At 42.4% G+C, this 14,886-nt stretch carries 15 protein-coding genes; 4 read left to right on the top strand and 11 right to left on the bottom strand.

Going from position 1 to position 14,886, the window contains the following annotated elements; all coding sequences use genetic code 11:
- The 7 genes from ACFGVS_RS25185 to ACFGVS_RS25155 all read right to left on the bottom strand — a co-directional run bounded on the left by ACFGVS_RS25185 (position 1) and on the right by ACFGVS_RS25155 (position 8,287).
- Positions 1-1,128 carry a sensor protein KdpD gene (locus ACFGVS_RS25185; protein ID WP_090651826.1) on the bottom strand — a complete coding sequence of 376 codons (1,128 nt, stop codon included), beginning with the start codon at positions 1,126-1,128 and terminating at the stop codon, positions 1-3.
- 331 nt (positions 1,129-1,459) lie between these two features.
- On the bottom strand, positions 1,460-2,506 hold the full coding sequence (locus ACFGVS_RS25180) for a porin (protein WP_439696028.1): 1,047 nt from the start codon (positions 2,504-2,506) through the stop codon (positions 1,460-1,462).
- A 239-nt stretch (positions 2,507-2,745) separates the two neighbouring features.
- Positions 2,746-3,312 carry a K(+)-transporting ATPase subunit C gene (locus tag ACFGVS_RS25175; protein ID WP_439696027.1) on the bottom strand — a complete coding sequence of 189 codons (567 nt, stop codon included), beginning with the start codon at positions 3,310-3,312 and terminating at the stop codon, positions 2,746-2,748.
- A gap of 143 nt (positions 3,313-3,455) precedes the next feature.
- A complete protein-coding gene (kdpB, locus tag ACFGVS_RS25170) occupies positions 3,456-5,483 on the bottom strand; it encodes a potassium-transporting ATPase subunit KdpB (RefSeq protein WP_439696026.1) in 2,028 nt (675 codons plus the stop codon).
- Between the two features lie 2 nt (positions 5,484-5,485).
- Complete coding sequence (kdpA, locus tag ACFGVS_RS25165; RefSeq protein WP_439696025.1) at positions 5,486-7,201, bottom strand: potassium-transporting ATPase subunit KdpA; 1,716 nt, start codon at positions 7,199-7,201, stop codon at positions 5,486-5,488.
- 11 nt (positions 7,202-7,212) lie between these two features.
- The gene (kdpF, locus tag ACFGVS_RS25160; protein WP_090651871.1) at positions 7,213-7,290 is read right to left on the bottom strand and encodes a K(+)-transporting ATPase subunit F; all 78 of its coding nucleotides are present in this window, start codon (positions 7,288-7,290) and stop codon (positions 7,213-7,215) included.
- Positions 7,291-7,753: 463 nt separating this feature from the next.
- Positions 7,754-8,287 carry a DUF892 family protein gene (locus ACFGVS_RS25155; RefSeq protein WP_090651821.1) on the bottom strand — a complete coding sequence of 178 codons (534 nt, stop codon included), beginning with the start codon at positions 8,285-8,287 and terminating at the stop codon, positions 7,754-7,756.
- Positions 8,288-8,418: 131 nt separating this feature from the next.
- On the opposite strand from ACFGVS_RS25155, the gene ACFGVS_RS25150 reads away from it, so the two are divergent.
- Both ACFGVS_RS25150 and ACFGVS_RS25145 read left to right on the top strand, forming a co-directional pair.
- A complete protein-coding gene (locus tag ACFGVS_RS25150; RefSeq protein ID WP_090651820.1) occupies positions 8,419-8,889 on the top strand; it encodes a DUF4293 domain-containing protein in 471 nt (156 codons plus the stop codon).
- A gap of 312 nt (positions 8,890-9,201) precedes the next feature.
- Complete coding sequence (locus ACFGVS_RS25145; RefSeq protein ID WP_090651819.1) at positions 9,202-11,046, top strand: DEAD/DEAH box helicase; 1,845 nt, start codon at positions 9,202-9,204, stop codon at positions 11,044-11,046.
- 349 nt (positions 11,047-11,395) lie between these two features.
- Here ACFGVS_RS25145 and ACFGVS_RS25140 read toward each other — a convergent pair whose 3' ends face one another.
- The 4 genes from ACFGVS_RS25140 to ACFGVS_RS25125 all read right to left on the bottom strand — a co-directional run bounded on the left by ACFGVS_RS25140 (position 11,396) and on the right by ACFGVS_RS25125 (position 13,418).
- Positions 11,396-11,731, bottom strand: coding sequence for a hypothetical protein (locus ACFGVS_RS25140; RefSeq protein WP_274209763.1), 336 nt, complete (start codon positions 11,729-11,731; stop codon positions 11,396-11,398).
- Positions 11,732-11,781: 50 nt separating this feature from the next.
- The gene (locus ACFGVS_RS25135) at positions 11,782-12,093 is read right to left on the bottom strand and encodes a hypothetical protein (protein WP_439696024.1); all 312 of its coding nucleotides are present in this window, start codon (positions 12,091-12,093) and stop codon (positions 11,782-11,784) included.
- Positions 12,094-12,127: 34 nt separating this feature from the next.
- A complete protein-coding gene (locus ACFGVS_RS25130; protein ID WP_274209765.1) occupies positions 12,128-13,129 on the bottom strand; it encodes an NAD(P)H-dependent glycerol-3-phosphate dehydrogenase in 1,002 nt (333 codons plus the stop codon).
- Between the two features lie 148 nt (positions 13,130-13,277).
- Complete coding sequence (locus ACFGVS_RS25125) at positions 13,278-13,418, bottom strand: hypothetical protein (protein ID WP_439696023.1); 141 nt, start codon at positions 13,416-13,418, stop codon at positions 13,278-13,280.
- Between the two features lie 29 nt (positions 13,419-13,447).
- Here ACFGVS_RS25125 and ACFGVS_RS25120 point away from each other — a divergent pair, with 29 nt between their 5' ends.
- Both ACFGVS_RS25120 and ACFGVS_RS25115 read left to right on the top strand, forming a co-directional pair.
- Positions 13,448-14,641: a hypothetical protein gene (locus tag ACFGVS_RS25120; RefSeq protein WP_439696022.1), complete on the top strand. Its 1,194-nt coding sequence runs from the start codon at positions 13,448-13,450 to the stop codon at positions 14,639-14,641.
- A gap of 58 nt (positions 14,642-14,699) precedes the next feature.
- Entirely contained in the window at positions 14,700-14,861 is a 162-nt protein-coding gene (locus ACFGVS_RS25115; protein WP_274209767.1) for a FeoB-associated Cys-rich membrane protein, read from the top strand.
- The last annotated feature ends 25 nt before the right edge of the window (positions 14,862-14,886 follow it).

Raw genomic sequence — 14,886 nt, 5'->3', positions numbered from 1 at the left:
TTATGATAGTATTACAAGGTCTATATCAGTTTTTGACATTTTATTTAACAATTGGGTAAAAACCGCCGTTTTCATAATAACCTGGTAAAATTTAAAGCGTGGCTTACCCAGGCAGATAGTGGTAATGTCGTACTTTTCGGCCGTTTCCCAAATGGTTTGGGCTATGCGGTCGCTTTTCACTTTAATTACTTCGCCGCCCAGTTGTGTTGCCAGTTTCATATTATTAATGAGGTGGCGCTGCGATGCAAGGTTTATTTTATCGCTACTTTCCCGTGATGTTTGCACATACAAAACAAAAAACTTTGAACGGTAATATGACGATAACCTTGCCGTTTTACGAATAATTATTTTGGCCGATTCGTCATTGGTACTAATGCAGGCCAAAAAAAGCTCGGGCCGTAGTTTAATAGTTTTGGGTATTTCAATATCTATCTTACGCTCTACCTGGTGGGCAACTTCACGCAAGGCCAGTTCGCGCAGCTGTAAAATCCTATCGGCCTGGAAGAAGTTATTGAGCGCCATAGGCACTTTTTTTTCATCATATATTTTGCCTTCCTTTAAGCGGTCTATCAGTTCATCGGCGGTAAGGTCGATGTTTACCACCTCATCTGCCAGTTGCAAAACCTTGTCGGGGATCCGCTCATTTATTTTGGCCCCGGTTATCCGTTCCACCTCTTCGTTCAGGCTTTCCATATGCTGGATGTTTACCGCGCTGATAACATTGATACCGGCATTCAATATCTCCAGCACATCCTGCCAGCGTTTTTCATTGCTGCTGCCTTCAATATTGGTATGTGCCAGTTCATCAACCAAAACCACCTCGGGGCGCAGGCTAATGATGGCTTTCAAATCCATCTCTTCCAGCTCTTTACCTTTGTAAAACAGTTTGCGGCGGGGTATTACCGGCAAACCCTCCAATTGAGCAACGGTTTCTTTGCGGTTATGCGTTTCAATATAGCCAATTTTAACGTCGATGCCGTTACGCATCAAAGCCTGGGCTTCCTGCAGCATGCGAAAGGTTTTACCCACGCCTGCGCTCATGCCTATGTAAACCTTGAATTTCCCGCGCCTTGATTTTTTTATCAGCTCCAGGAAATGCTCAACCGATCGTTCTTTTTCGCCGTCCATATTTCTATTAAGCTATTGTCATTTCGAACGAGGTACGAGGAGAAATCTTCGACACCTTACAATTCGACTATTCATATCGATAACCTGGCGTCGAAGATTTTTCGCTACGTCCAAGAGATAGTTTCTCTTTTGCTCCCCCGCGCTTTACCTCTCCGGCTCTTTCGAAATGACAAATTTCATTTGATTAAGTATGTAGATAATATACTTCTCTCTTAAACTAATAAAAGGGAGAGCCCTCGCGGCCCCCCTTTTAAGGTATGAATGTTTCTCAAACTAACATATAATTAAACCAAAATTAACTATACAACCATTCATACATATCTTTCTTAAATTAAAAGGCGTACACCGCTGCCAGCACAAATTGCGAGGCAGTTTTAGTCGGGTCGCCCGAGTGATTTTTAAACGCGTTTGCCGATCCATTGTCGACCCTAAACTCGGGTATCAATGCCAGCGGACCAGCCTTAATATTTGCTGTAAAAGTTATTGCTGTTACATTTTCGCCGGGTGCAGGCGCGGCTGTAGAGGTATAGCTACCGGTTTTTGTTTTAAAGTACTCGCCCCTAAGGCCTAAGGTCACATCTTTTGAAACCGCGTATTGCGGATACAACGCCACCCCGTTAAAACCTCCTGTTATACCATTGTTAGCTTTATAGTCGGCAGCGTTTAAGCCTAATTTAAACGCATCTGTTATTTGGTAAGCGGTGGTCAAATCAAATTCTGTTCCCTGCAAACCACCGGTAATAACATTCAAATAAGCTGTCCATCCCTTTACCGGGATAACCGTTAGCTGAGCGCCAAAGTTGTTAACCCTTTTGGTAGACTGGTAAGCGTTCCAGTTATCGTTAAATGCTCCAACCATCAGGCTTATTTTATCGGTAAAAGCATAGGTTGCTTTTACGCCAGCATTCTGGAACGGGCCATTAGTGAACAGATACGATGTGGAATAGTTAAAATTACCAACAGGGCTTATCACCTCATAGCCAATAAAAGTTGCCATATAACCACCGGTAAGGGTTAATTTATCGGTTACATCATACGCTACATATAGGTTTTGGATATGATACGAGTCGCCGTTTGGCCCGTTAGGTACGGATTGCGCCTGCCCCCTTGGGCCAAAAGACATTTCGCCTAAAAAGGCAGCTTTACCAACTTTCTTCTTAATCCCCAGGTCTATCATCCCAATCGAAACTGAATTTTGGTCGGTAGCAAAACTGGTAGGGATCTGGCTGCCTTTATCAGCAAAGTCGTATTTATAATAAGTATCAACCGATCCAAAGATCACCAATGGCGCATCGGATGTTGTTTTAACAGTGTCCTGGGCTTTTACAACATTAAAGCCAATTAAAAGTATTGCGAATAATAATATGTTCTTTTTCATTTATATAGTTCAGTTCTCTTAAAAACCCCTTGTCATTTCGAACGAGATACCAGGAGAAATCTTAAGTGATATGCTAAGCGAACTATGCTTGGCGTATAAGATTTTTCGCTACGCTCAAGAGGTAGTTTCTCTTTCGCGCCCCACTCATTCCTCCCTTTGCTCCATCGAAATGACATTTTCTTTTATAACAAAAGAGGTGTACACGCCGTAGCCCACGCCGGGAAGAGATTTAGAGAGGGCTATTTCTTTAGTTCGTCCAACGCCACGTTCAGCTTCAGCACATTTACTTTTGATGGGCCAAATACGCCAAATAATGGTTTTTCGGTATGCTCATCAACCAGTTTGGTTACAACATCGGCAGATAGGCCACGTACTTTGGCAACACGGACTACCTGTACCTTTGCGCCTGCAGGCGAAAGATCAGGATCTAACCCACTACCCGATGCGGTAACCAGTTCGGCAGGGATCTGGGCACGGGTTACACCGGGATTATGCTTTAAAAAATCCTGGATGCGGCCTTCTACTTGTTTCAAATAATCGGGGTTTGAAGGGCCTTTGTTTGAACCTCCCGAACCGGCAGCATTATAATCAACTGCAGATGGGCGGCTCCAAAAGTATTCGTCTTTAGTAAATTTTTGGCCTTCGTTGGCATAACCAACTACGCGGCCTTTGTATGTTACGGTTTCCCCATCGCCGTGGCCGGGAGTTAATTTACCAACACCGGCTATAGCTAATGGATAGATACCGGCTGTAATTACTATCAGGATGATAGTTAACTTGATTGATGGCAACAAATATGTTTTCATTTTATTTTAGATTTGAGATATGAGACTTGAGATATGAGATTTCCTTATCTCACATCTTTTAAATTGGATCTGAGTGCTTTGATATGAGATTTTCGACATTCTTTTTTTGTCTCAAATCTCATATCTCACCTCTCAAATCTCTTCTATATAAATACGCCTACGGCAAGGTCAATTAATTTAATACCGATAAATGGTATCAGTATACCACCAAGGCCATAAATCAACAGGTTACGGCGTAGCAACGCACTGGCACCTATCGGTTTATATTCCACACCACGCAAGGCCAATGGTATCAGCAGCGGGATAATGATGGCGTTGAATATTACTGCCGATAATATGGCCGATTCGGGGCTGTGCAATGCCATGATATTAAGCGCCCTTAATGATGGTATAGATACCATGAATAAGGCCGGAACAATAGCAAAGTACTTGGCTACGTCGTTAGCTATCGAGAAGGTAGTAAGCGTACCGCGGGTCATCAGCAATTGCTTACCAATTTCCACAATCTCAATCAGCTTGGTTGGGTCGTTATCCAAATCAACCATGTTACCGGCTTCCTTGGCAGCCTGGGTACCACTGTTCATGGCTACACCAACATCGGCCTGGGCCAAGGCTGGGGCATCGTTTGTACCGTCGCCCATCATGGCTACCAGTTTGCCGCCTTGTTGCTCTTTTTTAATGTAGTTCATTTTATCCTCGGGTTTAGCCTCGGCAATAAAATCATCCACACCAGCTTTTTCAGCAATAAATTTGGCAGTTAAAGGGTTATCACCAGTAACCATTACCGTTTTAACGCCCATTTTACGCAGGCGGTCAAAGCGTTCGGCAATGCCTGGTTTAATAATGTCCTGTAATTCAATTACACCCATTATCTCCTCGTTTTGCGATACTACCAGCGGTGTACCACCATTTGACGAGATTTTTTTAACGTTATCCTCAACCTCGGTTGGGAATGCGTGACCAGCCTTTAAGGCAATGTTACGAATGGAATCAAAAGCCCCTTTACGGATGCGTAAACCATCGGGGGTATCCAAACCGCTTGAGCGGGTTTCGGCGGTGAATTTTATAAATACCGAATTTGCAGGGGCAACCACTTTAGGTAAGGTTTTATCCTCGTTGGCAAGTTCCACTATCGATTTACCTTCGGGGGTTTCATCGGCCAGAGAACTTAATACACATGCGGCTACAAAACTGGCGTTGCTAACACCTGTGGCGGGGTAAAAATTGGTTGCCTTACGGTTACCAATAGTAATGGTACCTGTTTTATCTAATAACAAGGTATCCAAATCGCCTGCAGTTTCAACCGCTTTACCGCTTTTGGTTATCACGTTTGCGCGTAATGCCCTATCCATCCCGGCAATACCGATGGCCGATAACAGGCCACCGATAGTGGTCGGAATAAGACAAACAAATAATGAGATGAATGCGGCAATTGTTATCGGGGTATTTGAATAATCGCCAAAAGGTTTCAGGGTAACGCACACAATAACAAAGATGAGCGTAAAGCCTGCAAGCAGGATAGTTAAAGCTATCTCGTTTGGTGTTTTCTGGCGCGATGCACCTTCAACCAGCGCAATCATCTTATCCAGAAAGCTTTCGCCGGGCTGGGTGGTTACCATAACCTTTATCTTATCCGATAATACTTTGGTACCGCCAGTTACTGATGATTTATCACCGCCAGATTCGCGGATAACCGGGGCAGATTCACCTGTGATGGCCGATTCGTCGATGGTAGCAATACCTTCAATGATCTCGCCATCGGTAGGGATGTTATCGCCTGTTTCGCAGATAAACACATCGCCTTTTTTTAACTGGCTCGACATTACCATGGTTTCTTTACCGTTAACCAGTAAGCGGGCAGGAGTTTCCTCGCGGGTTTTGCGCAGGCTTTCGGCCTGGGCTTTACCACGTGCTTCGGCAATAGCTTCGGCAAAGTTGGCAAACAGCACGGTAAGCAACAATACCAAAAACACGGTGAAGTTATAGGCAAAGCTGCCCTGTCCTTTATTTGCAAAGGAAAATATAGTTACAATAAGCATTACTGCCGTTCCTATTTCAACGGTAAACATAACCGGGTTACGGAACAGTATGCGTGGGTTTAGTTTGATGAACGACTGTTTAAAAGCCTCTTTCATCTGATCGCCCTGAAATAATGTATTTGAGGTTTTCATGATTATCTAAGTGAAAAATGTTCAGCAATTGGACCTAAAGCCAGTGCAGGAAAAAACGACAGGGCGGCTATAATTACAATCACCGCGAATATCATTAGCCCAAAAGTTGAGGTATCGCTTTTAAGTGTTCCGGCAGATTCAGGAATGTATTTTTTATTGGCCAATAAACCAGCTATAGCCAGCGGACCAATTATTGGTAAAAACCTGCCCAGCACCATTACAATACCGGTAGTTACGTTCCAAAAAATGTTACCATCGCCCAACCCTTCAAAACCCGAACCGTTGTTGGCCGCTGCTGAAGTATACTCATACAGCATTTCAGAAAAACCGTGGTTACCGGGGTTATTTAACCATGTTGACGGTTTTACTGCCCAATCGGCACCAGACACGTGTACCACCACGTATGATGATACGGCTAAGCCTACTAATATGATGAATGGGTGTAATAAAGCAATCAGCGAAGCTACCTTCATTTCCCGGGCTTCAATTTTGCGGCCCAGGAACTCCGGTGTACGGCCTACCATCAGGCCCGATATAAATACCGCGATGATGATAAAGATGTAAAAATTAAGGAAACCAACACCCACACCGCCATAAAAGCAATTAACCATCATACCCAGCAATTGCATACAACCTGATAAAGGCATGGTACTATCATGCATGGAGTTTACCGAACCTGTTGAAGTAACAGTAGTCATTATGCTCCAGTATGCGGAATTGGCCGGTCCAAACCTTACTTCCTTGCCCTCCATAGCACCGGTAGGCTGGCTAACACCCATGTGGGCTATAGCCGGGTTACCGTTTAGTTCGGCATTAATGGTTGGTATCATCAGCATGAGCATTCCCAACGTCATCACCCCGAAAATTACGTAAGCAAATTTCTTTTTATTAAGGTAAAAGCCCAGGGCAAATACCAGCGCTATAGGAATAATAAGCTGTGCAACCAACTCAACTGTGTTGGTTAAGTAGTTAGGGTTTTCGATAGGGTGGGCAGAGTTTGCACCAAACCAGCCACCACCGTTTGTACCTAAGTGTTTAATAGCTACCAGTGCAGCAACCGGGCCGCGGGATACATGAACGGTATCACCCTGCATGCTAATGAAAGTATCTTTACCCGCATAGCTGGTAGTCATGCCGTTAAAGGCGAAGATGACAGCTATTACAAATGATATAGGCAATAATATACGGGTAATGGCTTTTACAAAGTAATCCCAAAAATTACCCAGTTTATCGGTCACTTTATCTTTCAAGGCCCTGTACAGCACAATCAGCGCTGCAATACCGGTAGCGGCCGATACAAAGTGCAGGAACATAAACACAAAGTGCTGTGTAAAGTAAGTGGCGCCGCTTTCGCCCGAGTAGTGCTGTAAGTTACAGTTTACCAAAAAGCTGATGGCTGTATTAAAAGCCGTATCAGGCGACTGGCCCGGATTTGCATCCGGGTTAAGTGGCAGATGGCCTTGTGCCATTAAACAAACAAATGCATAAATAAGCCATACGCTATTGATAGTAAGCAGGGCAAATAAATGCTGTTTCCAGTTCATTTCCTTTTTGGCATCAATGCCGCTGAAACGAAAAATGAAACGTTCAAACGGGGCTAAAAAGTCGAGCCAGGTTTTTTCGCCCTTAAAAATGCGGGCGATGTAACGGCCCAGAGGGATGGCTATTGCCAGCGTGAGCAGGTAAGTAAAAATTACACCTGAAATTTCAGTGTTCATGGTTTAATAGTTTAAAATTTTTCGGGTTTAAGCAGCACATACACCATGTATACAAACACAGCCACTGCCACGATGAATAATGCGATCATGATGATTAGATTTTTTCGAAGTAATTAACTGATTTGAAGAAGATCCAGAAGATGACCACGAAAGTCACTATGTAAATTGCAATCTGTAAAATATCCATATTCTTATGTTTTTGCAGAGAGCTTTACCAAGTAGATGCCAATAAATGACAACACCTATCAAATAACTGAATTACAGTTAATTAACATTTAACATCTGCGACAAAATGGATTTAATTGATGAATATTGCCTATCATTTTGATAGATGATTATCAATCTGGGAGAAAGAAATGATATGTTGCGAAAAACACCTTTATCAAGGGCAGGTACGAGGCAGCTATCAGCCACAAAAACTCGCGGCAGCGGTGGTACCATTTTACAAAAATGCCTTGGAACAGGCAGGACACGGAACATTTGACTATCAGCGATCTTTATCTAATAATCAACAAACTAAATATTATTCATTTTTTTACCCGAAGCTGTTGTTTAACCGGCAGATGGCTGGGTTATGTATTCTTTATAAATACCTTCAAACATTAGCTTGTCTTCTACTGCCTGTTTAAATGGTTTATCTAAAAAAGTGTTACTGTAGCCTATCGCCTTCGCCAGGTTCTTCAGCACCTTAAAATATGTAACCTCGATACCTTCAACCAGTTGCAGATAAAATACAATAAAAACATCACGCTCCATAGGCGTTTTTCCCGACCGGATGGCAGTTATATAGGCTTCAAGCGTCATGGCTTTCATGCCCAGTACGCTTATTTTTGATTGATCTTCGCCTATCGCGCTAAATATCCCGTCAATGTGTACCATCTGGTTTTCAGCATCATCACTGCAATCTTGTATGGCATTTTTTAAATATTGCAGTGTTGCCAGGGTTTTTATCTCCTCAAAAAAATGAATAAGATGCAGCTTGCCGCAATAAATGCTGTTTAAGTGTTCGAGGAAAATTTTTTTAAGATGCGCATCTTCAAACTTCACCTCCTGTGGCGATAGGTTTTTATCAGGGCTTGGGGTCATCGCTTAATAATTATTGGAAAATCTGTTTAAAGATACTATAATAATTATCATAAAAAGCAAATTACATCTCCATTAAAAAACAATAACGCAATGGCTAAAACAACTATATTTGCCATTATATTTTTAACATTATGCTACAACGAATACAAAGCATTTACCTGCTTGCAGCCAGCCTGGTTTTGTTTGCCCTTTACTTTTTTCCGCTGGCTCATAACGTTTACGTAAATAATGTCCCTGTAACTATTACCGTCACCGGCATTTTTCAGGATGTTAACGGCGCGCAAAAACATATCGAATCTTTTACGGCGCTTACGGCCATAACGGCTGTAGTGGCGCTTATACCACTTGTTATAATTTTCCTTTTCAAAAACCGCAAGCAGCAACTGGCTTTTTGCTATGGCGCTATATTGGTATTGTTTGGCTACAGTTTCTGGATGGCGCAAACTGTAAAAAAAGCGGTAGGCGAAGGCGTTCAATTAGATACGCATACAATGGGAATTGGTTTGTTCCTGACATCAATAAGCATTATTATGCTGCTATTGGCCACCAAGGGTATCAAAAATGATGAAAAGCTGATCAAATCTGCCGATAGGTTAAGATAATATTATATGAGCGAAGTTTTAACGAGTAATAGTGCAAATTAAAAACCTGTGCTTGGATAGCTTTGCTACAAAAGGCAAAAAAAGCGATAACACGTGTTTTAATCCAATCCAAAACACGTCCGGCACTCCCGGAATGATCCGTAAAATTCACAAAATCCATAATTAAGTTGTTATTTCAAAGGCTATTACCGCCAAAATCAAAATAGATTACTCAAAAGCGATTTTGATTGCATATACTTATTGCTTTTATAAAATATTAGCGCTATCTTTGCGCCCGATTTGGCGATGTTGCCAAATTCGTTATTTTAATTCATGAACCCATTTATTGAACTGGGAATCCGTCATGATATTGTTAATGCCATCTCCGAGTTAGGGTTTGAAAACCCAACGCCAATCCAGGAACAGTCAATTCCGGTATTGTTAACAGGCAGCAACGATTTTGTCGGATTAGCCCAAACCGGGACCGGTAAGACTGCTGCCTTTGGCCTACCATTATTAGAGCTGTTGGATTTTGAAGAAAATCATCCACAGGCACTTGTTTTATGCCCAACACGTGAACTTTGTTTACAGATCACGAACGACATTAAAAATTACTCCAAAAAAATGGACAACGTTCACGTTGTGGCCGTTTATGGCGGAGCAAGCATTATGGATCAGTTACGCCAGATTAAACGCGGCGTACAGATCGTTGTGGCCACACCAGGCCGTATGCTTGATATCATTAACCGTAAGGCGATAGATTTTTCGAAGGTAAAATTTGTAGTATTGGATGAAGCTGATGAAATGCTCAATATGGGCTTTCAGGAAGACATTGATAATATCTTATCTACCACTCCGGACGAGAAAAAAACCTGGCTGTTTTCGGCCACCATGCCAACTGAAGTTCGCCGTATAGCGAAAAAGTACATGCACGAGCCATTTGAGCTTACCATGGGCACAAAAAACACCGGCAATGCCAACATTGAGCACGAGTACTACATTGTACGTGCCCGTGATAAGTATGCCGCTTTTAAACGTATTGTTGATTTTAATCCTGATATTTTTGGTATCGTATTTTGCCGTACCAAAATAGAAACCCAGGATATTGCAGAAGCCCTGATCAAAGACGGTTACAATGCCGATTCGTTACATGGCGACCTGTCGCAACAGCAACGCGATAAGGTAATGAAACGCTACCGCGAGCGCAGCCTGCAATTGTTAATTGCTACTGATGTTGCTGCACGTGGTATTGATGTTAATGATGTAACACACGTTATTAACTACTCGTTACCAGACGAGGTTGAAAACTACACCCACCGTAGCGGCCGTACAGCCCGTGCAGGTAAAACAGGTGTATCTATCAGCATTATTAACGCCAAAGAATTAGGTAAAATACGCCAGATTGAGCGCACCCTGGGTAAGCGCTTTGTTAAAGCCGAGATTCCAACCGGGTTTGATGTTTGCGAGAAACAATTATTCTCCATTGTTCATAAAGTACACAACGTACAGGTTAATGAGCAGCAAATTGAGCAATACATCCCGCGTATTATGGAAGAGTTTAAGGATATGAGCAAAGAAGAGTTTATCAAACGCTTTGCATCAATTGAATTTAACCGTTTCCTTGATTATTACAAAAATGCACCTGATCTTAACGCAAGCGTTGAAGAAGGTGGCCGCAGGGATAGGGATGACCGTGGTGAGCGAGGCGAACGTGGTGCTTCAAGCGGCCCCTCTGCTTACACCCGTTTATTTATAAACTTAGGTTCGGTTGATGAATTTAACCGCGGCGATTTGTTAGGTTACATTTGCAACACATCAAAAATTAGCGGCCGCAGCGTTGGTAAAATAGATGTTAAAGGTGTTTATTCATTCTTTGAAGTACCTAACGAAGATGTTGAAAAGGTAAGCGCAGGCTTTAAAGACGCCGAGTACAAAGGTCGCCCCGTACGGATAGAAGTATCTGGCGAAGGCACCAGCGACCGTCGTGAAAGCAGTGGTGGTTACCGTGGCGGCGACCGTCGTGAAGGTGGTTACCGTGGTGGTGAACGCAGAGAAGGTGGTGGTTACCGTGGTGGCGAAAGAAGCAACTCAGGCGGCGGTGATCGTCGTAGTGGTGGCTTCCGTGACTTCTCCGGCAAACCCCGCGAAGATCGCCCGGAACGCAAAAGAAGATTCTAAGTTTAGTATCAAGTAGTAAGTATCAAGTAGCAAGATAATATTAACTTATTGAAGCTGTCTTGATACTTGATACTAAATACTTACTACTGGATAAAAGATAGTTTTCATGGGCTTCCCCTGGTAAGGAAGCGAGTTTTAGTTTAGTTTTGTTAACAAAGCCTTCAATGCCGCCAGCATGAGGGCTTTTGTTTTTTGACATACCTCCCCACCGTAGCGACGCAACATTTTGCGTCTCCCGCCAGACAGGCGAATTTGCAAGTTGGATTTGCACACGGGAGACTACACGAAAAAAAGATCTCAACCTTCACAATAAAACCACTCACTATTCTCTACTCACCACTCACAGCCCCTACCTCGCAAACTCCACCAAATCCGAATCCGGGTAAAAGAGTGTGAGTTTATGATCATCCAGGTTTTTTATCAGGAATTTAGTATATGGCCTGCTACCCTGGTACGATGTAAAAATGGTATCTTTTTGCACAAAATAATCTTCAGTAACCGGTTGTCCATCATCGGTAGTAAAACCTTTTTCTGTTATCTCCAGTTTAGTGGCACCGTCTTTTGATACCCATTTGCCCATTAATTTTTTGTTAGCTTCGCTTTTTGCAGCCTGGTTACTGTTGCATGCAAAAGCAAACAACGTGAGGGCATAAACAGCGGGCATTACTAAAGCATATTTTTTCATGACAAACATGGTAAGTGCAGGCCTAAGCCTGCACTGTTAAGATACAACTTTTATTTTTCCGGCTTATCAATAAGCTGAGATTTTTTTATATAAACGCGGTGGCCTTTTTTGTTCACGTAATAGTATTTATCGTGCTCGTCAATATAAACCGTATGGTTGCCAGGTCCAACCTTTCCTTCGTACTTCTTATCAACTACAGCCGATGCGCCGTTGGCGGCAATCTGTGATGTTCTATGGCCAACCTTTTTAGCCGTTCTTGAAATTTTATGCCCAATTGTACTGTCTTTGTGGGTTTGTGCAAATGCCGGCGATATCATAAATGTACCGGCTGCAAACATTGCAATTTTGAATAAATTTTTCATGGTAGTAAATAAATTAAGTTAATGCTATTAGCATTTAACTCAATTTCTCGGCCAAAAGCCTCATTTCAACCACCGGTGAGTGTTTTTGATATAAAATAGCATAAACAGCATCGCAAATGGGCATGTTTACCTTGTACTGTTTGTTAACCTGCTGTAGGCAATTTACTGCATAATATCCTTCGGCTATCATATTCATTTCCAGCTGGGCCGATGTAACGGTATACCCCTTCCCTATCATATTGCCAAAAGTACGATTACGGCTAAACTGCGAGTAAGCGGTAACCAGCAAATCGCCCAGGTAAGCCGATTCTTTAATGTCCCGGTTAATAGGGTGCACTGCATCAACAAACCTTTCCAACTCGCGTATCGCGTTTGAAATGAGCACCGACTGGAAATTATCGCCATACCCTACTCCATGGCAAATACCACCCGCAATGGCATACACATTTTTTAATACAGCCCCCCACTCGGTGCCATAAATATCATCAGATACATTGGTTTTTATGTAACGGGTATTAATCATTCCCGCAAACTCCGTAGCCAAAGCAGCATCACCGGATGCAATGGTAAGGTAAGAGAGTTTCTCTAATGCAACTTCTTCGGCATGGCAAGGTCCGCTTATTACAATAAAATCTTCAAACGGAATACCATATTTTTGGTGTAAAAACTCGCCGATAATTAAATTTTCATCGGGCACAATACCCTTTATAGCCGATACAACTTTTTTGCCAGCCAAATCTGCAGGCCTAATGCCAGTTAGTGCTTCTTTTAAAAAAGCAGCCGGCACATTTAGCAACACAATATCAGCCACTTGTATCAATGATTTTAAATCTGTTGAAATATTTTGTTTAGGCAGCTTTATTTCTACCGAGCTTAAATAATGGGGATTATGCCCAAATTTGTTTAGGTGCTCAACCGCCTGCGTATTACGCATCCACCAAAAAATTTCCTTTTCGGTAGTATTATCAGCCAACATTTTTACATTGGCTGTAGCCCAGCTTCCTCCGCCAACAACGGTTATCTTTTTGTTATACATTTAATAAATTAAAGTAGTAATGCCAGGTTTAAGTTTTAATTGACAAAGCAAATTAAGGAATTTTTATTCAGATAAGGGGAAAGGTTAAAGGCGAAAGGTTGAAGGCAAGAGGTGTTTTTTTTAATGAGGACTAAAGATTAGTGGACCTTTAAAATGATAAACTAAATTGGTTAAGTTTGTTTATAGTGTCACTGCTATCAAGCGCTGTCATCCTGAGGAACGAAGGATCTGTTGGCCGACATGCATCGCCGCCTGAAAAGCGGCAAACAGATGCTTCGTTCCTCAGCATGACAGGGGGATAAAACTTTTTTTTACCATATGAACCCATCACCCAGGAAAACATTTAACGCAGGCTTTACCGATGCCAAATACCAGGAATTTTTGAGCAAACTTAACGAGGGGCTGCACAGCCCTGTTCAATTTCGTGTGGCCGAGACACCTGTTTTTTTGACTACCGATTTTCGCGACAGGCTGAGTGCCGCCGGGAACGACATTGTAGATACCATCCTCCGACCCGGTTTTAAGGAACTTACTGAACGGGCAATTCCCGATAAATGGCGTGTTGCCAATGAGACCGGTCATCCTCATTTTATCGCAATTGATTTTGGCGTATGCAAAGATGAATACGGCAATATTGTACCTAAGCTGATAGAAATGCAGGGCTTTCCATCCTTATACGGGTTCCAGATTTTGCTGGGCGATGTTTATGCGGATGTTTTTGATATTGCCGGTGATGAAACCGTTTATTTTAACGGATTGAACAAAGCCAGTTACATTGACCTGCTCAGGAAAACGATTATAGGCGATTGCAAACCGGCCGAAGTGGTTTTAATGGATGTAAATGCCCCGGAGCAAAAAACCGCAGTCGACTTTTATATTACTGAAAAATACCTTGGCATCCCGGTGGTATCTTTAACCGAGCTGGTGCAACAACAAAATAAGCTATTTTATAAAACAGATAGCGGCCTTCAATTAATTAAGCGTATTTATAACCGCCTGATTTTTGATGAAATTGATAACGATCCGGAGATTTTTGAAAAGGTTGTTGATATCAGGAAGCCTGTTGATGTGGAGTGGATAACACACCCCAATTGGTTTTACCGCATCAGTAAATTTACCATGCCTTTTTTAAGCGGCGATTACATTCCCAAAACACAGTTTTTGCACCAGGTAGATTACCTGCCGGCCGACCTGGAAAACTATGTATTGAAGCCATTGTTTTCTTTTGCCGGCCAGGGTGTAATTATTGATGTTACTTTGGATGATACCCGCAGTATTAAAGATCCGGAAAACTGGATATTACAGCAAAAAGTTAATTATGAACCTGTTGTGCAATCGCCAGATGGTGGGGTAAAAGCCGAAATCAGGTTGTTGTACTTATGGCCGGACGGAGACGAAAAACCTACACTGGCCATAAACCTGGCCCGGTTAAGCCGCGGAAAGATGATTGGCGTACGTTATAATAAAGATTTTGACTGGGTTGGCGGAACAATTGCCTTTATGCCACGTTAAACTATATACTATTAAAAGCGTCTGTACGTATATATTAAAAATTAAGTATTTTTGCACTATGAACATCCAGGTAATTTTAGTTATTGTTCTTTTTGCCGCTGCTGTTTTTTACATTGGCCGTATGATGTATAAAAGCCTCACCGCTAAAAAAAGTTGCGGTGGCAATTGTAAATGCGGTGTTGATTTTTCGGGCATCGAGCCTGGCAAAACAGACAAATAGGTTACAACATCCATTCATCATATCT

This window comes from Mucilaginibacter sediminis (assembly GCF_051903035.1).
Lineage (GTDB): Bacteria > Bacteroidota > Bacteroidia > Sphingobacteriales > Sphingobacteriaceae > Mucilaginibacter.
Note: the sequence above shows the minus strand (reverse complement) of the source record. Positions and strands in the feature narration are given on the sequence as shown.

Excerpts from the sequence above, each read along its gene's own strand:
- ACFGVS_RS25185 (WP_090651826.1), bottom strand. The coding sequence starts at position 1,128 with ATGGACGGCGAAAAAGAACGATCGGTTGAGCATTTCCTGGAGCTGATA.
- ACFGVS_RS25180 (WP_439696028.1), bottom strand. The coding sequence starts at position 2,506 with ATGAAAAAGAACATATTATTATTCGCAATACTTTTAATTGGCTTTAAT.
- ACFGVS_RS25175 (WP_439696027.1), bottom strand. The coding sequence starts at position 3,312 with ATGAAAACATATTTGTTGCCATCAATCAAGTTAACTATCATCCTGATA.
- kdpB (WP_439696026.1), bottom strand. The coding sequence starts at position 5,483 with ATGAAAACCTCAAATACATTATTTCAGGGCGATCAGATGAAAGAGGCT.
- kdpA (WP_439696025.1), bottom strand. The coding sequence starts at position 7,201 with ATGAACACTGAAATTTCAGGTGTAATTTTTACTTACCTGCTCACGCTG.
- kdpF (WP_090651871.1), bottom strand. The coding sequence starts at position 7,290 with ATGATCGCATTATTCATCGTGGCAGTGGCTGTGTTTGTATACATGGTG.
- ACFGVS_RS25155 (WP_090651821.1), bottom strand. The coding sequence starts at position 8,287 with ATGACCCCAAGCCCTGATAAAAACCTATCGCCACAGGAGGTGAAGTTT.
- ACFGVS_RS25150 (WP_090651820.1), top strand. The coding sequence starts at position 8,419 with ATGCTACAACGAATACAAAGCATTTACCTGCTTGCAGCCAGCCTGGTT.
- ACFGVS_RS25145 (WP_090651819.1), top strand. The coding sequence starts at position 9,202 with ATGAACCCATTTATTGAACTGGGAATCCGTCATGATATTGTTAATGCC.
- ACFGVS_RS25140 (WP_274209763.1), bottom strand. The coding sequence starts at position 11,731 with ATGAAAAAATATGCTTTAGTAATGCCCGCTGTTTATGCCCTCACGTTG.
- ACFGVS_RS25135 (WP_439696024.1), bottom strand. The coding sequence starts at position 12,093 with ATGAAAAATTTATTCAAAATTGCAATGTTTGCAGCCGGTACATTTATG.
- ACFGVS_RS25130 (WP_274209765.1), bottom strand. The coding sequence starts at position 13,129 with ATGTATAACAAAAAGATAACCGTTGTTGGCGGAGGAAGCTGGGCTACA.
- ACFGVS_RS25125 (WP_439696023.1), bottom strand. The coding sequence starts at position 13,418 with ATGCTGAGGAACGAAGCATCTGTTTGCCGCTTTTCAGGCGGCGATGCA.
- ACFGVS_RS25120 (WP_439696022.1), top strand. The coding sequence starts at position 13,448 with ATGAACCCATCACCCAGGAAAACATTTAACGCAGGCTTTACCGATGCC.
- ACFGVS_RS25115 (WP_274209767.1), top strand. The coding sequence starts at position 14,700 with ATGAACATCCAGGTAATTTTAGTTATTGTTCTTTTTGCCGCTGCTGTT.